This is a genomic window from Rhodococcus sp. AD45-ID (genome assembly GCF_003023755.1).
GTDB classification, from domain to species: Bacteria; Actinomycetota; Actinomycetes; order Mycobacteriales; family Mycobacteriaceae; genus Rhodococcus_F; species Rhodococcus_F globerula.
Genome location: NZ_PYHL01000001.1, coordinates 2390217 through 2408843 on the forward strand (window position 1 = coordinate 2390217; position 18627 = coordinate 2408843).

Below are 18627 nucleotides of genomic sequence, written 5' to 3' on the forward strand. Positions count from 1 at the left end.
CGGATAGAAACACCGGTCAAAGGCAAATTTATCGATACGCGATCGCATCGGATACATCCGTGTATCGTTTAGGAAACCAGCACAAGGAGGTACCGATGACGGATGTTGACACCTCCCCTACAAAACGTGTCACTAAACGTCGAGGTCAAACGCGTCAACGACTTCTCGACGCCGCCGCTGAGGTTTTTGGCGACCAGGGATTCGGACACGCAACCGTCGAGCAGATCTGCGAACGAGGCGGATACTCACGTGGCGCCTTCTACTCCAACTTCGACTCCCTTGACCAACTGTTTTTTGCCATGTGGGAACAAAAGTCCGCCGCAATGCTCGCTGACCTGAAGTCAGCCACCGCCGCAATCAGTACCGACTCCCTCGACATGACTGCCGTCGTCGGACGGATTGTTTCCGTAGTCCCGGTAGACGCGCAGTGGTACCGGATCAATGCCGAGTTCACGGCGCACGCACTCCGCAACGATGCACTGCGAACTGCAGTGGCCGACCGCGAAGACGCGATACTCCAGACTTTGCTTCCCCTGGTGCAGTCCGCACTCGGTGACGTCGGACGGCGCATCGTGGGAGATCCGACCACATTGGGGCGCGCCCTGGTCGCCGTTCACGACGGCACCAGCGTGCAGTGCCTGGTCGATCCCGACACCGACGCCGCGTTTGCCCTTCGCCTCGACATCTTTACTCGAATCCTGCTGTCCTACACCGAACCAATCCCGCCCCACCCATCATCAGAGGAGTCCCCATGAGCGAACATGCCGACGTCATCGTTGTCGGGGCCGGGCTTGCCGGCCTTGTCGCCACGTACGAACTGACCCGGGCGGGACGCAAAGTCCTTGTCGTAGAACAGGAAAATGCAGCCAACCTCGGCGCTCAGGCGTTCTGGTCACTCGGCGGACTGTTCCTCGTCAACAGTCCGGAACAACGCCGACTCGGCATCAAGGACTCACTCGACCTCGCCATGCAGGACTGGATGGGTACCGCGGCCTTCGATCGGGATCGCGAAGACCACTGGCCTCGTCAATGGGCAAAGGCGTACGTCGAATTCGCGGCCGGCGACAAGCGTCAGTACCTGCACGACTTGGGGCTTCGGTTGATGCCCAACGTCGGCTGGGCCGAGCGCGGCCGCGGAATGGCTCTCGGACACGGCAATTCCGTACCGCGATTCCATCTCACCTGGGGAACTGGCCCCGGCGTCGTCGACGTGTTCCTGAGCCGAGTGATCGCCGCCCAGAAACGCGGACTGGTCACGTTCAAGCACCGCCACCAGGTCGATCAACTGGTGGTCACCGACGGCGCTGTCACCGGCGTCCGCGGCACCGTTCTGGAACCTTCCAACAACCTTCGCGGAGTTGAGAGTTCCCGGACCCCGGTCGGCGAATTCGAGTTCGCCGCACAGGCCGTCGTGGTGACCTCCGGCGGAATCGGCGGCAACTACGAGCTGGTGAAGAAGAACTGGCCGGAACGACTCGGCAAGGCGCCGAAGCACATGCTGACCGGCGTACCCGCACACGTCGACGGACGGATGCTCGAAATCACCGAATCAGCGGGCGGAAACATCGTCAACCGCGACCGCATGTGGCACTACACAGAAGGCATCCAGAACTGGAATCCCATCTGGCCCAACCACGGAATCCGCATCATCCCCGGACCGTCGTCGATGTGGTTCGACGCTACCGGCAAGCGTCTTCCGGTACCCAACTTCCCCGGGTTCGACACGATGGGCACCTTCAAGTACATCCTCGACAGCGGCCACGAGTACACGTGGTTCATCCTCGATCAGAAGATCATCGAGAAGGAGTTTGCACTCTCGGGATCGGAGCAGAATCCGGACTTCACCAATCGAGATTTCAAGCTCCTCCTCGAACGCATCAAGAAGGGTGCACCCGGCCCTGTCGAAGCCTTCAAGCAGAAGGGCGCGGACTTCGTGGTGCGCAACAACCTTCGCGACTTGGTCGACGGCATGAATGCCCTGACCGACACGCCACTACTCGATTTCGAGGACATCGAGCGCGAAATGATCGCCCGCGACCGCGAGGTAGACAACAAGTACAGCAAGGACTTCCAGGTCACCGCCATCCACGGTGCCCGTAATCTGCTGGCAGACAAAATCGTGCGCGTCGTTGCTCCGCACAAGATCCTGGACCCCAAGAACGGCCCACTGATCGCTGTTCGCCTGCACCTCCTCACCCGAAAGACGCTCGGCGGCTTGGAAACCAATCTGGACTCGCAAGTGATCAAGGCCGATGGCAGCGTCTTCGACGGCCTCTATGCAGCTGGCGAGGTTGCCGGCTTCGGTGGCGGTGGCGTCCACGGGTACAGCGCCTTGGAGGGAACCTTCCTCGGTGGTTGCATCTTCTCGGGCCGCGCGGCAGGCCGAGCGCTGGCCCGAGACCTGTAGCGAGCTGGTGACGCCGGCCTCGAGATCGTGCGGCCTCGAGGCCGGTGCTCTACAACGATGTCCCGAACAGCATTCCGAGTAGATATGTTGCCGCCGCGGCGCCGTAACCGATGGCAAGCTGACGGAGCGCCCGCTTGAAAGGCGGCCCGCCGGAGAGCAGTCCGACAACAACGCCGGTGCCCAGAAGGGCAATACCCACCAGCAGCGAAGCCACAATCAGGGCCGTCACACCTTCCAGCCCGAACAGGTACGGCAGCACGGGAATGATTGCGCCGGAGGCAAAGAAACAGAAGCTGGCGGCTGCAGCTCCCAAACCGGTGCCGACAGACTCGTGAGTGTCTTCGACATCTGTCACACCGAAGTTGTTGTGCTTCAGGACCTCCGCCGCTCTCACTTCGGCTTCCTCTGCCGTCATACCGCGGGCTCGGTACACCAGAGCCAACTCGTTGGCGTCGACGTCGAGCAATCCGACGGCATCGCGCGCGTCGGTACCTGGAGTGGACGCTTCCAACAATTCACGTTGCGAGCGGACGGAAACGTATTCACCGGCACCCATCGACAGTGCGCCTGCAAGCAGTCCGGCCATGCCGGTGAGCAACACGATCTGATTCGAGACGCCACTACCACTGATACCGAGAACCAGGGCCAAGTTACTCACCAGACCGTCGTTTGCGCCGAACACGGCCGCGCGGAAGGTCCCCGAAAGCCGATTGCGCCCACGAGTTGCCAGCGCGCGCACCACTTCTTCGTGGATCTTCTCGTCGGCACCCATCGAGGCAGTTGCATCCGCGTCGTTCGGGTAAGGCGATCGGGTCTCTGCACGTTGAGCGAGCGCAAGAACGAAAACCGAGCCGAATCGTCGGGCGAGGAACCCGAGGATACGAGTGCGTATGTCGCCGGGCATCGGCTTTCCGACGTGTTCGCCGAGGAGGGCACGCCAGTGTGCCTCGTGCCGACCCTCAGCTTCGGCGAGCGCAAGGAGGATCTCGCGTTCCTCACCGGTGCGCCGCCCTGCGAGGTCGCGGTACACCGCGGCTTCTGCCTGCTCGTCGGCGAGATAGCGTCGCCAGCGCTTGATGTCATGTGGGTCGGGATCAGGCCTCGCGTTCGGAACTGTCGGCATCGAATCTCCTCACGTTCGGTGCGTGAAATGGCGCACTCAGTTGCCGCATTCCCGCACATCCCAGCCATGATTCGGATATACCGGACACACATGTCGGCTGGCCGGAGGAGCGAACCATGAATCCCACAGTAATACGTCGGATCGTCCTGCTCGCAGCACCGCTGACCGCAATTGCCCTCGTCAGCGGTTGCGGATCCGACAGCTCCGACACAGCCACCAGCACTACTGTTCCCACCACTACCTCGGCGCTACCGACATCCGCAGCGCCCGGCCCGGCTCCGGCAACAACTACGCACGCGACCCACTCGGCAGCATCGAGTACACAGGTCAGTCCTGAGAACTGCACGGTCGCAGAACTCAGCGTCACCCTCGGACAGGCAAGCGGCGCCGCCGGTTCCACCGAACTACCGGTGGTCTTCACCAACACCAGCACGCGCACCTGCACCCTCGACGGGTTTCCCGGCGTTTCCTACGTAACCGGCGCAGACGGCAGCGAGGTGGGCGCAGCGGCAACGCGCACTGGCTCCGGATCTGCGGTCTCCCTCGCACCGGGTTCCGCTGGAACCGCCTTGGTTCGCGCCACCAACGTCGAGAACTATCCGGCCGACCAGTGTGGTGTCACCGACGTCGCCGGACTACGTGTGTACCCGCCCAACTCCTACGATGCGGTGTTCCTCCCCTACCCCACCGAGGGTTGCTCGATGACCGGCGCGAACATCAATCAGCTGAGCGTCGCACCGGTCACCGGCTGAGCATTACGGCTTGAGGCGTCGTAGACCCCAGAGCGCGGGGATCAAGAACAGTCCCGAAAGAACGAGAGTCAGAGCAGCTTCCGTCAACTGGAATCGGCGGAACTGATCGGCCGAATGGTAGCGGACCTCGTAGTGGTCTGCTCCTTGCTCGTGCAAGCAGACCTCCATGTCCCGATCCTGCTGGGCCAAGACCGCCTCCATACGAACGTCGTACTGGGCGCCGGTCTCCTCGGACCGCTGTTCGTACGGGTCGTTCCCGTCGTCCGATCCACTCCAGGTGCATTCGTCGTAGCGAACGTCCACAAAATTGCCTTGGATATCGACGTAACCCTGCTCGATTTCCCAATTCAGTCCGGGAACAAATGCACCTTCAACAGCCGTGTAAATTCTTCCCCCGGACAGGGGTGACTTCTCGATCCCCACCGGCGCGTAGTGCGGCCTGGCAACAAACTGAAACATCACCAGTACACCAACTACGCCGACCATAGTCAGCGCCATTGCACCGATCGAACTCCGCACCAGCAACGCGAGAGCCGCGCCAAGAATCAGAGCCATGAATGTGTATGCACCCAAGGCTAATCCGCTGGACTGAAAGAAAGGATACGACAGGTTCGGTTGGTCGACGAATGTCGCTCGGCCGGCAACAAATGCGAAGTTGCTGTTGGCGGGCAGCCTCCGAGTCCACTCCAACACGAAACCGAGCAACGCAGCAGCGACGGTCAGCGGAACAAAGACAACCAGCACTCTGGTCCAGAACCAGCGAGCCCGGCTGACCGACTGGGTAAGCCCCAACACATGTGTTCCCTGCTCGATATCCCGGGAAAACACTGTTACACCAACCAATGCTCCCAGGAACACCGGCAGCATCGTTGCAATGAGAGTGGTCGCGGTCAGAGCAGTTTCAGCCGCACAGATCGCCGTTGTGTTGCCGAAACAACCGAAAAACGATCCGAAGGGGCGGCCACTGCCGTCGCTCTTGATAATTGCACCACCGACCAAGCCCGTAAGCGCGAGCACCGCAATGATTCCCAGTGAGACAATGAGCGACGTTCGATGGTGCCGCCAGGTAACCCAGATCATGCCGACACCTTCGCTTCTGCGCTCAGATGCCCGAGCACTAGATCGTCCAGAGTTGCATCGTCGACACTCCAACCTGGTAGTTCATTCGGTCGACGACCGGCTACGAGGTGGGAATTTCGGCGCAGCCCGACATCGGTGTGAACAACAGTGCCGCCACCTACCACGTCCGACGGATCGCCATCACCAACCAATACGTAATGGGCTGAGACCAATTCATCCAACGATCCGGAGAGTCGAGCATTGCCGTCGCCGAGAAGAAGTAACCGATCCGAAACATCTGCCAATTCGGAAATGATGTGCGAGGACAACAGGACCGTTGTGCCGTGCTCTGCGACATCTTCGAGCAGCGAGGTGGCGACAGACCGTCGGGCAAGGGGATCCAGATCTGCCAGCGGTTCGTCGAGAAGCAACAGCTTCGGCCTACGTCCGAGCGCCAAAGCCAATGCCACCCTGGTTCGTTGGCCAGGTGAAAGCGTCTTGGCCTTCGCATCGAGCGGAATGTCGGCACGTTCCACCAAACCAAGCGCGTATTTCGCATCCCAGTTGTCGTTGGTGTAGGCACCGAACCGAAGCAGTTCCGCAACAGTGAATTTCGGATACAAAGGCTTGTGCTGGGCCAGATAGGCCAGGCCCGGGCTGATGCCGTCACGACTCGGAGCGGCGCCGAGTACGGAAATCGCGCCGTGATCCGGCGTCGTCAATCCCACTGCCAAGGACATGAGTGTCGACTTGCCGGCACCGTTGACGCCGACAAGCGCGGTGATGCTCCCTGCCTCGACTTCGAAGGTGCATGCGTCGAGCACCTTCTTGCGCCCGAAGCGCTTGTCCACGTCAGCCATGGTGAGCGCAGATTCTTGGTCGGTCACGATGTCTCCCCCTCAATCTCGGACGAATCAGATTTGACGAACTCACGCTCGAGTTCCATGTCGACCAGTGCCTCGATATCCGTGCGCTCCAGTCCTGCGGCCACCGCATCACGCATCCACCGGGAAAGCTCTGCCCGTAGAGCGGAGTTCTCCGCCATGCCCGGCTTCGCGAGCGACTTGGTCACGAACGTCCCCAACCCCGGCCGCGGCGCAACAAGACCGTCGCGTTCGAGTTCCTTGTAAGCCTTCAGAACTGTGTTGGGGTTGATGGCAAGAGCCCCCACAACGTCCTTGGCGGTAGGCAGACGGTCACCGACCTGTAGGTCACCGAGCCGTAGTGCCTGCTTCACCTGGACGACCAATTGCACGTAGGTGGGAATGCCGGATCGGCGGTCGATACGGAAGTCGATCATCCGAACCCTTTCACTAGTTCATTAGTGGAATAGATATTTACCGTGCCTTTGCCGCTCGAGTCAAGAGCGGCCGCCCCTGTAAAGTGCACATGCCCCGGGTTTCCGGGGTGCCACGCTGCTTGTGAAGTCCGGTGAAAGCCCGGCACTGTCGACGCAACTGTGAAGTTGTCCGTGTACCCACGGATGAACGAGTCAGGTCACCCAGCCTCGTGGCGACACGATGGTCCTCGGACGAAGGACGCTCGTGCAGCCCAGCCCTCCGGCCGCGCCGCATGGCGACTTTCTCCGCACTGATGGAGGGGTGGCTGTGAACATTCGGCCGACACGCACGTTCCGATCGATCTTTGCGGCGCTGGCGGTGAGTACGGCGCTGTTGGCCGGTGCCTGCAGCAGTTCCACCACCTCCGACGCCCCCACCACGTCAGCGGTCTCCGACGGCTCATTCCCCGTGACGGTGGAATCCGGTCCCACCGGTTCTGGCACCGACATCACGATCGCGGCGCGTCCGACGTCGATCGTCTCACTCAGCCCCAGCGCTACCGAGACGCTGTGGGCTGTTGGCGCGGGCGATCAGGTCAAGGCCGTCGACAACCAGTCCGACTACCCGGCCGGCATCCCGGTCACCGACCTGTCCGGCTTCTCGCCCAACGTCGAAGCCATCCTCGGCTACGCACCGGATCTGGTTATTGCGTCCGACGACATGAACGACCTCGTGTCCGGGCTTCAGAAGGCAAAGGTGCCGACTCTCCTTCTGCCGGCGGCAACGAGCATCGACGACGTCTACGCACAGATCGAGCGCGTCGCGATCGCAACCGGCCACGAGGCAGAGGGCGCCGAGGTGGTCAGTGACATGCGCGCCGAAATCGACGCAGCGGTGGCGAGCGTTCCGGCCCGCGAGCAGCCCCTCACGTACTTCCACGAACTCGACTCCTCGCTCTACACGGTGACGAGCACAAGTTTCATCGGCCAGATCTACGGCCTGTTCGGCATGAAGAGCATCGCCGACGCAGCCGCTCAGGGCGATTACCCGCAGCTTTCGGCGGAGTTCGTGGTTCAGGCCAACCCTGATCTGATCTTCCTGGCGGACTCGCAGTGCTGCGGTGTCACCGCGGAAGCTGTTGCAGCGCGCCCCGGTTGGAACGGGATGAAGGCTGTGACCGGCAACCAGATCCACGTACTCGACGAAGACCTGTCCAGTCGATGGGGACCCCGCGTCACCGACCAGGTGAAAGCTGTTGCCGCGATCGTGGCGCAGGTTCCGACGGCCTGAGTTCTCTGATGCACAAAGCCGGTCTCGCGAACCATCGAACCACCGCGCTGGTCGGTGCCGCACTCATTTTATGCGTGTCACTGTTGATCGGCGTTCTGGTGGGACCGGCAGGCCTTACCCCTGATCGGGTCATTCTCGAACTGCTCGACGGGATTCCGGGCGTCGATATCGATTCCGGGCTGACCGTTCAACAGCAGGCAATTCTCTGGCAGATCCGACTTCCCCGCGTAGTCCTGGGTGCCTTGGTGGGCGCGATGCTGGCCGTCGCGGGAGCCGCATATCAGGGTGTGTTCCGAAATCCGTTGGCCGATCCGTATCTTCTGGGAGTGTCCAGTGGTGCCGGACTTGGCGCAACGTTGGCTATCGTCTCCGGCGGGGCTGTGGGAATGTTCGGAATCCCCATGGCCGCCTTTGTCGGTGGCGTTCTAGCCGTGTTCATCACGTACGCTCTGGGCCGCAGTATCGGCGGCGCCCAGAACGCGGTCGTCATCATTCTGGCCGGCGTTGCGGTGGCCGCGTTCACCAATGCCGCGCAAACTTTTGTGCAGCAACGGTTCGACGATTCACTGCGCGAGGTCTATTCGTGGTTGCTCGGCGGTCTGTCGACGGACGGTTGGTCGGAAGTTCTTGTTGTACTGCCGTACGTGATTGTGGCCTCGGCAGTCATCCTGATTCACCGTCGAGTACTCGACGTCATGGCAGTTGGCGACGTGGAGGCAGCCAGTCTCGGTGTGGATCCCGCCCGCTCTCGACTCGTCCTGGTTCTTGCGGCAACTCTCGGAACAGCAGCAGTGGTCAGTGCCAGCGGCCTCATCGGCTTTGTGGGAATTGTTGTTCCCCATGCCGTTCGACTGGTCGCAGGACCTTCGCATCGACTGCTTCTCCCGCTGTCGCTGATGCTGGGCGCAGCGTTCCTCGTCCTCACCGACGTTGCCGCCCGATCATTGATGTCCCCCGCCGAACTTCCCATCGGCGTTGTGACAGCCATGATCGGCGCCCCGTTCTTCCTGCTCGTCCTACGCCGCAGTCGGGTGTCGGCATGACCGAGTTTGCCGTTCACTGCCAGGACCTTCGGGTTGTCCTGGGCGGCAACAACGTTGTCGACGGCATCGGACTCGACGTTGCAGAGGGTGAATGGGTTGCTGTTGTGGGACCGAACGGCGCCGGGAAAACCACGCTGATGCATGCGCTCGCCGGGTTGATTCCGTCTGCCGGCCAACTCACCGTCTCCGGCCGTAACCCTCGAGATGCCGGTCGCAAAGCCATGTCTCAAGTTGTCGCGCTGATGCCACAACGGCCCGTGGTACCGGAGGGCGCAACAGTCACCGAACTTGTCGCGCTCGGCCGAACTCCGTATCTACGACGCTTCGGCACGGAGACCGCCGCCGATCGCATGGTGATCAACAACGTCATTCAGCGCCTGGACCTCACTGAATTTGCCGATCGCCGGGCTACCGAACTGTCCGGCGGTGAATTGCAGCGAGTAGTGCTGGCCCGAGCGCTCGCGCAGGAACCGAAAGTGCTGCTCCTCGACGAGCCCACCAGCGCCCTCGACATCGGACACCAGCAGCAGGTCCTCGATCTTGTGGAGGCAATGCGCTTGTCGGACAACATCACCGTGATTGCCGCGATGCACGATCTCACTCTCGCGGGGCAGTACGGATCGCGCATCGTCTTGCTCGATCGGGGCCGCGTGGTGGCAGACGGACCACCGGCCGACGTTCTACGTTCCGACCTCCTCGGCGAGATCTACGGCGCCCGCGTCGAGGTTCTCGATCGACCGAGCGGACCCGTCGTGGTACCGATCCGCGAGAAGGACGGCCGCTGATGGAACTGCTGATGCTGGGTACCGGCGCCGCCGACGGTTGGCCCAACCCCTTCTGCGAGTGCACATCCTGCACCGCCGCACTGGCAAGCGGCACGGTTCGAGGGCACACAGCGGCCCTGCTGGACAATCGAATCCTGCTCGACTGCGGCCCCGAAGTACCACGCGCCGCTTCGCGATCCGGCCGCACCCTTGCCGGAGTCGAACACATCCTGCTCACTCACTCGCATCCCGATCATCTCGGCCCGATGGCGCTGCTCTTCCGGTCATGGGCCGATCGCACCGAACCACTGCAGGTACTCGGACCGCCTGACGCCCTTGATCTCTGCCGCGACTGGGTGGGGCCACACGACCCGGTCACCTTCACACCGCTTGTCGCCGGCCAATCGGTCACACTGGGTACCTATGACGTTCGTGCTCTCGAAGCGACACATGAAGTTCCGACCCTGCTCTACGACATCACCGACAATGCCGGTGCCCGCATCTTCTGGGCCACCGACACCGGGCCCCTCGCACCGTCGACAATCGCCGAGCTCGCAAACGCCTCGTTCGACGCCCTTTTCCTCGAGGAAACCTTCGGATTCAAGACCGATCATGGCACCGGGCACCACGATCTGCCCAGCTTCGCCCGGACGGTCGCCACACTGCGCGAAATCGGCGCGGTCACAGACAGAACCGACATCGTGGCCGTCCACCTCGGCCACCACAACCCGCTCGCACACGAACTCTCGGCAGCACTAGAACAGTGCGGCGCACGAACCATTCTCGACGGCACAGTGCTGCGCATCGGCTCCAGAGCGACTGGCCGAACTCTGGTTACCGGTGGCGCCCGGGCGGGCAAGTCCACCTACGCCGAAGCATTACTGTCCGGATACCGGCACGTCACATACATCGCCACCGGAGATCCGCATGACGACGATCCCGACTGGACGGAAAGGGTGGCGTCACATCGCGCGCGGCGGCCGGCAACCTGGGCAACGCTCGAAACCGTCGATATAATCGAAATACTCTCCGGCGCAACCGACCCCATCCTGCTCGATTGCCTGGGTACCTGGCTGACAGCACGGATGAATCGCCACGATGCCTGGCTGGACGGCGACACGGCTGCGGTTCGCGAAGACATCGATCAGTTGCTAGCGGCCTGGAAGTCCTGCCCCGTCCCGATCATTGCAGTCACCAACGAAGTCGGCAGTGGGGTTGTTCCGGAAACCAAGTCCGGTCGCCTCTTTCGCGATCTACTAGGCCTAGTGAACGCCCGGATCGCCGATGCGTCCGAGTCGGTTGTCCTGATGACCGCGGGACTACCCACCCGTCTACGCTGACATTTCAGATCAGCCCGGTCAGACGCCGCGCGCAATCGAGGAGAAAGCCCACCAACTCTCGGTCTTCCACAGTGACACGTTCGCAGGAACCCTGGATACACAATCCGCCGGCGACCAGGTCGGCATGATCGCGAATAGGTACCGCTAACGCCGACCGTCCGAGCCGGGATTCCTGATTCTCGAACGCGAACCCCTGCAATCGAACCGAACGCAACTGCTCGGCCAGCATGGCACGATCATCGATCGTGAATTCGGTGAGTCGACGTAGTTCCAGATCGACAACGAGCCGCTCGTCGTAGGCCAACAGAAGTTTGCCCAGCGCATTTGCATGGATGTTCTTCGAAAGCGTGGTTATCCCGATGATCTCGTGGTCAGGGTCCTTGTCGATAAATCGGAGTCGCCCGGCGTTGAACGACGCAACATGCAATCCGTATCTCGTGTGGGTACGCATGTCTTCGACTTGTTCGTGCAGCGACGGCGCCGGGCCACTCGTTGTTGCGGCATGCGACAACTCAGCCGTCCGACGCCCCAACGCAAAGCCGGACAGGTCAGGTACCCGCACGAGAAAACCCTCTGCCACCAACAGATTCAGCATCCGATACGCCGTGGCCGATGGAACTCCCGCGAAAGTGGCGATCTCCTTCGCGGTTGTTCCCGGTCCTAGATGCGCAACCGCCTCGAGCATCCCGAGCGCTTTCTGAACCGCTTTAGGTTGCTGCCCGCTGAAGTGCGATTCTTCGCTGGTCCGTTTGCCGACTCTGGTGCCGGTGGTGGCGCGGTCGGCGCTCACTCGCCCCACTCCGGTAGGTCGCGGTCTGCGGCAGAACGATCCGGCACCAGGCGTCGTCGACCGTCGTCGCCGATAAGGAGTGTTCCGGCGCCAGGCAGGAGGTCCGCAGTTTCAAGGCTGTCGAAAGCTCCCACCGCCGTGAGACTCTCAGGCCGCACCCGCCGGAGAATTGCACTCCAGATCACTCCGGATGCAGCAAGCGCCCCAGCTGCACACGGCAGCGCCCAGATTCCGTGGACGGCACCGTCGAGAATGATGTACACAAGCAAACCGGCCCCGGCGACGCTGACCGACAACGTGCACAGTCGCGTCACCGCTGTGTGCTCGCCGATTCGGTTCAAGAACTTCCAGGACGCAAAGGCCACCAACGTGTACGCACACACGAGGGCAATTTCCACCACTCCGTCGAAAGAGCCTGAATCATCTCTCACCGCATCGGAAAACAGAAGAACGCCGACTGTGCTGACGGAGACAAACGCGAGGACCGCAATGTAAGGGGTTCGGAATCGACGGTGCATCCGGGCGAGCGATGACGGCAGCACCCGTTCGACGCCCATGGAGTACAACAACCTCGAACCCGCTTGCGCGCAGCCGAGAGTGCATGCCAGCCACGAGCACGTCATACCGATCTTGACGGCCAGAACCACCCCGGCGCTGGCACCGGATGCCGTCCCCTGGAAGTACGCCCCGACGATGGTTGCGCCATGCCCCGTCATCGCCGCCCACGCTGCAAAGACGAATAGTAGCCCGCAGATGATCGGCGAAATCAGCACTGTGCGTGTGACAGTGATCAACGGGCGCTTGGCCTCTGGACCGAAGAATGCTGCACTCTCGAATCCGGCCATACTCAGAACAGTCAGCATCGCCAGAAAAGGAACCACGCTCAAAGACTGATTCGGCAGTGACACAGTGCTTGTCGTATCGGTACGGGTTGCCAGCATCACCGCGATGATCAAGATCAGCGAACAGCTTTCGATCACCAGAATCGCGCGGGTCGCAAACCGAACTCCACGCACCGCTATCCAGGCAACGGTGAGGGAGATCAGTACAGTCACGACTACCGTCGAAAGCGGCCCGCCTACATTGGTGCCGATGAGCGAAATCGTGTCCAGCAGACTGGGAACCGCCTGGGCCAACACCGATATCGAGATCCCGAGATACCCGACGACCAACGCGGCTCCGACTAAAAGCGCACTTCGGGTTCCGGTACCTTGGAAGACAAAGCTGTAGAGCGAACCAGCCGCCGCCAGCCTGCGGGTGAAATGCGTGATGCAGAGCGCAACCAGAAAAACTGCCGACGTTGTCGCGGCGATGGCGGCCAAACCTGCGTACCCAGGGCTGTACGTGATCATCCACAATGCGATGAACACCATTCCCGTAGCCGGTGCGATGGTCGACAACGACTGTCCGAGAAGATCGATCGGCGTCAGCCGCCGCCGACCCAGACCGCGCAACGGCGAGTACACCGGCTCGCCGTCCTGATCCGCACTCTGTGCCCGCGCGAGTGCCGCGCGCAACGCCGCCGTCACGGCCATGTCTCACCGTCCGTCCGATATCCGATTCACCGATTTCGGTCAAGTTAGTCCGCATTTGTTTCCGGGCAGTTTCCACCGTGGCGCGCAGTGACGATCCAAGTGGGAATCCGCGCGCTCGAGGTCTCGCCCGCTGGCCCTGCCACAGCTCCGAACCATGTCGATCCCGTGCCGAAGAAACCTACTGACCTGCACAAATATCGATTCTCACCGGCGGTGCGCATTCCCAGTTGCGTATCCCCCGGACGTATCGACACCGAAGCATGTTCGCCGCATCACCAGTACAGGATGTGTCCCACACACCAGCGCTTGCCGACCTGAAAGGGAGGAATCATGGACTTCACCATCGCTGCCGTATCGGCGATCATCGGGTTTGTCCTACTGCTCGCCGGCATCCCCAAGCTGACGGACTACGACGGTGTTCTGCGTTCGGTACGTGGATACAAAGTCCTTCCGAGCGGGCTCGAAGGACCGGTTGCCCGGGCACTTCCCATCGCCGAGACCGTGGCGGGCGCACTTCTCGTGACCGGCATCGCCCGGCAGTGGGCGGCCGGGGTTGCCGCACTCATGTTCGCGTCGTTCTTTGTCGGCCTTGTCGTCAACCTTGCTCGCGGACGACGCGACCTCGACTGTGGTTGCTTCGCATTCGGCATCGGCGAGATCCCGCGTATCGGATGGTTCCACGCGGTACGTGCCGGAATCCTTGCCGCTGCGTCACTCTCCATCCTGGCAATCGGCAGCGCCGCGGGCGCGGGCGCGCAAGCAACAGCTGCCACCCTCGCACTCCTCCTGGTGCTGGCCGGCGTCGCCATCGCACAGATCCGATCCGTCGTTCATTTCGGCAAGCGCCCCGTCGACGACTACCTCTCGAGTGCTTCCGTCCGACTGCGTGCCGCCGGCGCCACGTCTCGGTACGGCGTTTGACCTTCTCCCTATTCACCGACTGCGCAAAGGCAGGACTTCGACGATGACTACTTTTCTACTCGTAGCGACCGTGATTCTCGTGATCGCCGTGGCCGTACTGTTCTTGATGGTTCTCGCTCTCGCCCGTGAAATCGGCCGTGTGCAGGTGCGTCTCGGACCACTCGGTGCCCGAATGATGGATACCGGTCCCAAGGTCGAACAGGTTGGGCCGTCGTTTGCCGGTTTGATCGACCAGGAAGGTCGAACCGTCGGAGTTGGTGGTCATCGAGACAAGGCTCAGCTCCTGCTGTTCACAGCACCGAGTTGCTCGACCTGCAAGAGCCTGCTTCCCGGCGTGCGGGCAATGGCCCGAGCCGAATCCGACCTCGACGTTGTCATCATCTCCGACGGAACCCCCGAGGAACACCGAGAGTTCTTGGCCGGCAGCGGCATCGGTTCCGAGCTCAGCTACATCGACGCTCGTGACGTCGGCATCGCCTACCAGGTGGGCACCACTCCGTACGGCGTGATTCTCGACGAGCACGGCAAGATTCGCGGCAAGGGCCTGTGCAACCACATGGCTCAGGTCGAGAGCCTGCTCAACGCACTCGAGTCCGGCACCCCCTCACTCCAGCACCTTCATGCGCAGGCTAAGTCGGGCAGCGCGGCCTGATCACCCTGAGTTCTGCTCGTTCCTCTTCACGAATCAGGAGAAATTTGTTGGACGACAATGCGTTTCCACAGCACAACATGACAGAGAACCGATATCCGGTAGACGAGGCAACCGTTCAAGCACAGGCCGAATGGATGGCAGGCCAAGGTGGTTCACTGACCAGCCGCACCGGCCGCAAGCTCTCCGAACGCGTCTCGCGGCGGTCGATGATCAGCCGAATCGGCAAGTGGACCATGGGAGTATCCGGCGTAGCGCTGATCAGCACCTTGCCCGTCACTCGTACCGCGTTTGCTCAAGAAGCCGCGCCTCCCGCTCCGGCACCGGGCCCGGAACCGCTTGTTCCCGTGTACGACGGCAAGGATCCCGCGGAATGTGAATACTGGCGCTGGTGCAACATGGACGGCACATCCTGCGCTGCCTGCAACGGCGGCGGTGTCACCACGTGCGCGCCCGGCAGTAAGCCAGGCGCCGAGTTCTGGGTTGGCTGCTGCACCAATCCCGATACCGGAAAGACCTATCTGATCGCGTACTACGACTGCTGCGGTGCGCCTTCGTGTTCCAACGCCTTCTGCGGCGAGCCGGACATGCAGGCAGTGATGTACAACCCGGTTTCCGGCAGCTACGACCAGGAAATCATCTGGTGTGTCTCCGACGAATCGCAGGCGTACACCTGCACCATGGCTCCCATCATCGGTGAGGACTGCCAGACCCGTCCGGCTGCACGCCCCAAGGTCGGTGCCGGATCATGATCAGTTCACGAACCCGAAAGCTCGCCCGTCCCGCCGTCGCAATACTGCCTCTCACCGTTGTGCTCGCACTGGCTGGTTGCAGTTCGTCCGACAACGACGAACCTTCCAGCGCAGGTGATGTCACCTATCCCACCGTCCCGTTCACTGCTCCTGGTGATGGCATTTCGCTCGGTCACGACGATCAGGAAATCGGCGACACCATTCCCGAACCCCTGCACGTCGGCTCGATCACTCCGATTGCCGCTGACCGACTCCTCGGCGTCGAAGGTGGCTTCGGTCAGCTCGAACTCAGCGTTAACGTCATCGATCCGAAAACCGGTGTGGCCGAGAGCCGCATCACCGTCGGACCCGGTATCTGGGATCCCGTCATCCACGGATTCGTCGGTGACTCCGACGATGACCCAGCGGTGCTCGCCGCCGAAGTGTGGCGTCCCCGAGGTTCGCGTGGCGCAGCCGATTTCACGGTCAGCACCTACTCCGGCAACCTGCTGGAGCCGGCCGAGGTCATGCTTCCGGACGTCGCACGTGTGCATTCGCGTGCCGGCTCCAATGCCGTCACCTCCGACGGCAAGTTCTTTGTCACCTGGGACGACGGCCTGTACGGCATCCGTGTTGTCGACTTGGAGAAGCAGGAGGCGACCGGCGCCCTCCAAATCGTCGGATGTGGACCGTTCACCTGGATGGTCGGACACGAGCTCTACAGCGTGTGCGAGGACACCCGTGAGCTGCTGCAGGTCACGATCAGCGACGACGGAGTCCCCACCCAGACCGCCCGATCCAAGGTCTTGCCCGACGATTTCGTCTCGACTCGCAAAGTGACGTGGGCGGCCGACGCACAGAAAGCGTTGTTGGTCAGCGAGAACGGTGACGTCTTCGTCTTCGACTTCTCGAACGGACTACCCAAGGAAGCCGTCAAGCCCATCGGAAATGCGGGCCAGGATTCCGGACGCTTCTCCGAGAACCTCATCAATGCGGATGCAACGCGTCTGGCAATCGAATACACCGACAGCGCAATTCACCCGGACTCCGCTCGCGGTGGTTCGATCGTGAAGATCGATCTCTTCGACGCGGCTACGTTCGCCCCGATCAAGAGTCTTTCTCTGGCCGACCTCGGCCTCACCGATATCGGAAGCACCGCCTTCTCAGTTGACGGTGCAACGTTCTACGTGCTCGGCACCGGACCGGAGGTAGAAGGCTCCGCTCCGCAGAAGATCGTGGGCTACAACGCAACCACCGGTGAGCAGGTCAGTTCCGTGGATATCTCGGGCAATGTCGGTGATGTCACCGGGTTGATCACACCAGAAGTACTTCGATGAGTCGTCCCGGATCCGGTGTAGTGATGGGCCGGCGCCGCTTCCTGAGTCTGGGAGCACTCGGCGCCGGGGCAATCGGGCTCGGCGCCGTGGGAACGATCGCCGGATGCAGTTCCACTGCAGCAACTCCGACGCCGCTGACCGATCTCGACTTCATCATGCCCACCGACCCCGAAGTTGCTGCTGCAGAGTCGGCACGAGCCTGGAACGGAACCACCGCCGCGTTTGCCTTGGCAGCCGGATTCTCGACGGTTGATCTCGGCGGACGCCTCGTGGACACATGGACGTACGGTGGCGCTGCTGTCGCTCCGGAACTTCGGCTGAAATCCGGTGACCGGGTGAACGTCTCCGTCCAGAACAACCTCGATGCCGAAACCACGCTGCACTGGCACGGAATTCGAATCCGCAACGACATGGACGGCGCGGCACCAACCACGCAGGCTCCCATCGCGGCGGCTTCGACCTTCGACTACAACTTCGTCGCCCCGGATCCGGGAACGTACTGGTACCACTCGCACAGCGGACTACAGGCAGACCGCGGACTCTTCGGCGCCATGATCGTCGAGGACCCGAACGACTCCAGTGGGGCCGACGCCGATGCCGTTCTGGTACTCGACGACTGGGTCGACGGATTGGGTACCACACCGGATTCCATACTGATGGCACTCAATCCGGCAATTGCCGGCGGCCACGGCGGCCATGGCGGAGCCGCATCAACACCCGTTGAGCACGCCGAGGGTGACATGGCAGTTGCGCAGCAGTTGGTGAGCGCCGGCCATGGTTCGTCCGAGCCTTTGGGCGGCATGACACAACACATCGCGTATCCATTGCACTTGATCAACGGGCGACCGCCCAACGATCCAGCTGTGGTGACCGCTGCGCCCGGTTCGACTCTGCGACTACGAATCATCAACGCGGCGGCCGAAACTCCGTACCGGTTTGCCGTGGCCGGGCATGAGATGACGATCGTAGCCACCGATGGCTCCGACGTGGAGCCGACTCCCGCCGACGCCATCATCGTCGGAATGGCTCAGCGCTACGACGTACTCGTGACGGTCAAGTCGGGAACCTGGCCGGTGGTCGCCAAGGTCGAGGGCCGCGACGGATACGCGTCGACCGTCCTGCGCAGCACCGACGCGTTGGCACTCTCGAATCCGGATGTGGGTGGTGTGATCTCGGAGTTGGGCGGCCGTTTGGTGCTCGAAAGCGCTCTCCGTCCCGCGGAATCCACACGCCTCGAGACGAAGTCACCCGATCGCGACTACCACATCGAGTTGATCCAAGCCGGAGATCGTTACGTGTGGGGCATGGCCGGTGCCGATGCGGGCAAACTCGTGATGAAACAGGGTGAACGCGTTCGGATTACGATGAAGAACACGTCCACCATGTGGCATCCCATGCACACTCACGGCCACACCTTTGCGGTACCGGATTACGGCGGGCTTCGCCGTGACACCGTCAACGTGCTACCAGGCAGCGAACTCGCCATCGAGTTCGATGCCGACAACCCCGGCGAGTGGATGTTCCACTGCCACAATGCCTACCACTTCGAAGCCGGAATGACGGCAAATCTGCGTTACGTCCGCTGACAAGTAAGAAGAATCGAGAG

18 protein-coding genes are annotated in these 18627 nt (G+C 61.9%); 12 read left to right on the top strand and 6 right to left on the bottom strand.

Annotated elements, in window-relative coordinates:
* The first annotated feature begins 95 nt into the window (after nt 1-95).
* Together C7T36_RS10880 and C7T36_RS10885 are read left to right on the top strand one after the other, a co-directional pair.
* Nucleotides 96-755: a TetR/AcrR family transcriptional regulator gene (locus C7T36_RS10880; RefSeq protein ID WP_033233495.1), complete on the top strand. Its 660-nt coding sequence runs from the start codon at nt 96-98 to the stop codon at nt 753-755.
* Nucleotides 752-2407, top strand: coding sequence for an FAD-binding dehydrogenase (locus C7T36_RS10885; RefSeq protein WP_033233497.1), 1656 nt, complete (start codon nt 752-754; stop codon nt 2405-2407). Before C7T36_RS10880 ends, C7T36_RS10885 begins: the two co-directional genes overlap by 4 nt.
* A gap of 49 nt (nt 2408-2456) precedes the next feature.
* On the opposite strand, the gene C7T36_RS10890 is transcribed toward C7T36_RS10885, so the two are convergent.
* Complete coding sequence (locus tag C7T36_RS10890) at nt 2457-3530, bottom strand: VIT1/CCC1 family protein (RefSeq protein ID WP_033233499.1); 1074 nt, start codon at nt 3528-3530, stop codon at nt 2457-2459.
* A 116-nt stretch (nt 3531-3646) separates the two neighbouring features.
* Between C7T36_RS10890 and C7T36_RS10895 the strand changes: the two genes are divergently transcribed.
* Nucleotides 3647-4282: a DUF4232 domain-containing protein gene (locus C7T36_RS10895; RefSeq protein WP_045065294.1), complete on the top strand. Its 636-nt coding sequence runs from the start codon at nt 3647-3649 to the stop codon at nt 4280-4282.
* 3 nt (nt 4283-4285) lie between these two features.
* Here C7T36_RS10895 and C7T36_RS10900 read toward each other — a convergent pair whose 3' ends face one another.
* From C7T36_RS10900 to C7T36_RS10910, 3 genes are read right to left on the bottom strand one after another with little or no spacing between them, the layout of a single operon-like run.
* Nucleotides 4286-5362, bottom strand: coding sequence for an ABC transporter permease (locus C7T36_RS10900; protein ID WP_045065296.1), 1077 nt, complete (start codon nt 5360-5362; stop codon nt 4286-4288).
* On the bottom strand, nt 5359-6228 hold the full coding sequence (locus tag C7T36_RS10905) for an ABC transporter ATP-binding protein (protein WP_084702494.1): 870 nt from the start codon (nt 6226-6228) through the stop codon (nt 5359-5361). The genes C7T36_RS10900 and C7T36_RS10905 overlap by 4 nt, the downstream gene beginning before the upstream one ends.
* Entirely contained in the window at nt 6225-6641 is a 417-nt protein-coding gene (locus C7T36_RS10910) for a GntR family transcriptional regulator (protein WP_045065297.1), read from the bottom strand. Before C7T36_RS10910 ends, C7T36_RS10905 begins: the two co-directional genes overlap by 4 nt.
* 307 nt (nt 6642-6948) lie before the next feature.
* On the opposite strand from C7T36_RS10910, the gene C7T36_RS10915 reads away from it, so the two are divergent.
* The 4 genes from C7T36_RS10915 to cobU are packed head-to-tail and all read left to right on the top strand — an operon-like array spanning nt 6949 to nt 11058.
* Nucleotides 6949-7911 carry an ABC transporter substrate-binding protein gene (locus tag C7T36_RS10915; RefSeq protein WP_045065298.1) on the top strand — a complete coding sequence of 321 codons (963 nt, stop codon included), beginning with the start codon at nt 6949-6951 and terminating at the stop codon, nt 7909-7911.
* Between the two features lie 8 nt (nt 7912-7919).
* Nucleotides 7920-8954 carry an iron ABC transporter permease gene (locus C7T36_RS10920; RefSeq protein ID WP_045065301.1) on the top strand — a complete coding sequence of 345 codons (1035 nt, stop codon included), beginning with the start codon at nt 7920-7922 and terminating at the stop codon, nt 8952-8954.
* The gene (locus tag C7T36_RS10925) at nt 8951-9739 is read left to right on the top strand and encodes an ABC transporter ATP-binding protein (RefSeq protein ID WP_045065303.1); all 789 of its coding nucleotides are present in this window, start codon (nt 8951-8953) and stop codon (nt 9737-9739) included. Before C7T36_RS10920 ends, C7T36_RS10925 begins: the two co-directional genes overlap by 4 nt.
* Nucleotides 9739-11058, top strand: coding sequence for a bifunctional adenosylcobinamide kinase/adenosylcobinamide-phosphate guanylyltransferase (gene cobU / locus C7T36_RS10930; protein ID WP_045065305.1), 1320 nt, complete (start codon nt 9739-9741; stop codon nt 11056-11058). The genes C7T36_RS10925 and cobU overlap by 1 nt, the downstream gene beginning before the upstream one ends.
* Before the next feature lie 4 nt (nt 11059-11062).
* Here cobU and C7T36_RS10935 read toward each other — a convergent pair whose 3' ends face one another.
* The gene (locus tag C7T36_RS10935) at nt 11063-11848 is read right to left on the bottom strand and encodes an IclR family transcriptional regulator (protein ID WP_045065308.1); all 786 of its coding nucleotides are present in this window, start codon (nt 11846-11848) and stop codon (nt 11063-11065) included.
* Nucleotides 11845-13383: an APC family permease gene (locus tag C7T36_RS10940; protein ID WP_045065310.1), complete on the bottom strand. Its 1539-nt coding sequence runs from the start codon at nt 13381-13383 to the stop codon at nt 11845-11847. The genes C7T36_RS10935 and C7T36_RS10940 overlap by 4 nt, the downstream gene beginning before the upstream one ends.
* Nucleotides 13384-13713: 330 nt before the next feature.
* Here C7T36_RS10940 and C7T36_RS10945 point away from each other — a divergent pair, with 330 nt between their 5' ends.
* From C7T36_RS10945 to C7T36_RS10965, 5 genes are all read left to right on the top strand, one after another.
* Nucleotides 13714-14304: a MauE/DoxX family redox-associated membrane protein gene (locus C7T36_RS10945; protein ID WP_045065313.1), complete on the top strand. Its 591-nt coding sequence runs from the start codon at nt 13714-13716 to the stop codon at nt 14302-14304.
* A 43-nt stretch (nt 14305-14347) separates the two neighbouring features.
* Nucleotides 14348-14956: a redoxin domain-containing protein gene (locus tag C7T36_RS10950; protein WP_045065315.1), complete on the top strand. Its 609-nt coding sequence runs from the start codon at nt 14348-14350 to the stop codon at nt 14954-14956.
* 77 nt (nt 14957-15033) lie between these two features.
* Nucleotides 15034-15705 carry a methylamine dehydrogenase light chain gene (locus tag C7T36_RS10955; RefSeq protein ID WP_033233846.1) on the top strand — a complete coding sequence of 224 codons (672 nt, stop codon included), beginning with the start codon at nt 15034-15036 and terminating at the stop codon, nt 15703-15705.
* Nucleotides 15702-17021 (top strand): hypothetical protein, encoded by a 1320-nt coding sequence (locus C7T36_RS10960; RefSeq protein ID WP_045065318.1) that lies wholly within the window; start codon nt 15702-15704, stop codon nt 17019-17021. The genes C7T36_RS10955 and C7T36_RS10960 overlap by 4 nt, the downstream gene beginning before the upstream one ends.
* Complete coding sequence (locus tag C7T36_RS10965) at nt 17018-18607, top strand: multicopper oxidase family protein (protein ID WP_045065320.1); 1590 nt, start codon at nt 17018-17020, stop codon at nt 18605-18607. Before C7T36_RS10960 ends, C7T36_RS10965 begins: the two co-directional genes overlap by 4 nt.
* Nucleotides 18608-18627 lie beyond the last annotated feature (20 nt).

What these genes read in the sequence shown, in the direction of transcription:
- C7T36_RS10885 (WP_033233497.1), top strand. Translation starts at nt 752, where the DNA reads ATGAGCGAACATGCCGACGTCATCGTTGTCGGGGCCGGGCTTGCCGGC.
- cobU (WP_045065305.1), top strand. Translation starts at nt 9,739, where the DNA reads ATGGAACTGCTGATGCTGGGTACCGGCGCCGCCGACGGTTGGCCCAAC.
- C7T36_RS10945 (WP_045065313.1), top strand. Translation starts at nt 13,714, where the DNA reads ATGGACTTCACCATCGCTGCCGTATCGGCGATCATCGGGTTTGTCCTA.
- C7T36_RS10955 (WP_033233846.1), top strand. Translation starts at nt 15,034, where the DNA reads ATGACAGAGAACCGATATCCGGTAGACGAGGCAACCGTTCAAGCACAG.
- C7T36_RS10920 (WP_045065301.1), top strand. Translation starts at nt 7,920, where the DNA reads ATGCACAAAGCCGGTCTCGCGAACCATCGAACCACCGCGCTGGTCGGT.
- C7T36_RS10965 (WP_045065320.1), top strand. Translation starts at nt 17,018, where the DNA reads ATGAGTCGTCCCGGATCCGGTGTAGTGATGGGCCGGCGCCGCTTCCTG.
- C7T36_RS10910 (WP_045065297.1), bottom strand. Translation starts at nt 6,641, where the DNA reads ATGATCGACTTCCGTATCGACCGCCGATCCGGCATTCCCACCTACGTG.
- C7T36_RS10925 (WP_045065303.1), top strand. Translation starts at nt 8,951, where the DNA reads ATGACCGAGTTTGCCGTTCACTGCCAGGACCTTCGGGTTGTCCTGGGC.
- C7T36_RS10895 (WP_045065294.1), top strand. Translation starts at nt 3,647, where the DNA reads ATGAATCCCACAGTAATACGTCGGATCGTCCTGCTCGCAGCACCGCTG.
- C7T36_RS10940 (WP_045065310.1), bottom strand. Translation starts at nt 13,383, where the DNA reads ATGGCCGTGACGGCGGCGTTGCGCGCGGCACTCGCGCGGGCACAGAGT.
- C7T36_RS10890 (WP_033233499.1), bottom strand. Translation starts at nt 3,530, where the DNA reads ATGCCGACAGTTCCGAACGCGAGGCCTGATCCCGACCCACATGACATC.
- C7T36_RS10880 (WP_033233495.1), top strand. Translation starts at nt 96, where the DNA reads ATGACGGATGTTGACACCTCCCCTACAAAACGTGTCACTAAACGTCGA.
- C7T36_RS10950 (WP_045065315.1), top strand. Translation starts at nt 14,348, where the DNA reads ATGACTACTTTTCTACTCGTAGCGACCGTGATTCTCGTGATCGCCGTG.
- C7T36_RS10960 (WP_045065318.1), top strand. Translation starts at nt 15,702, where the DNA reads ATGATCAGTTCACGAACCCGAAAGCTCGCCCGTCCCGCCGTCGCAATA.
- C7T36_RS10900 (WP_045065296.1), bottom strand. Translation starts at nt 5,362, where the DNA reads ATGATCTGGGTTACCTGGCGGCACCATCGAACGTCGCTCATTGTCTCA.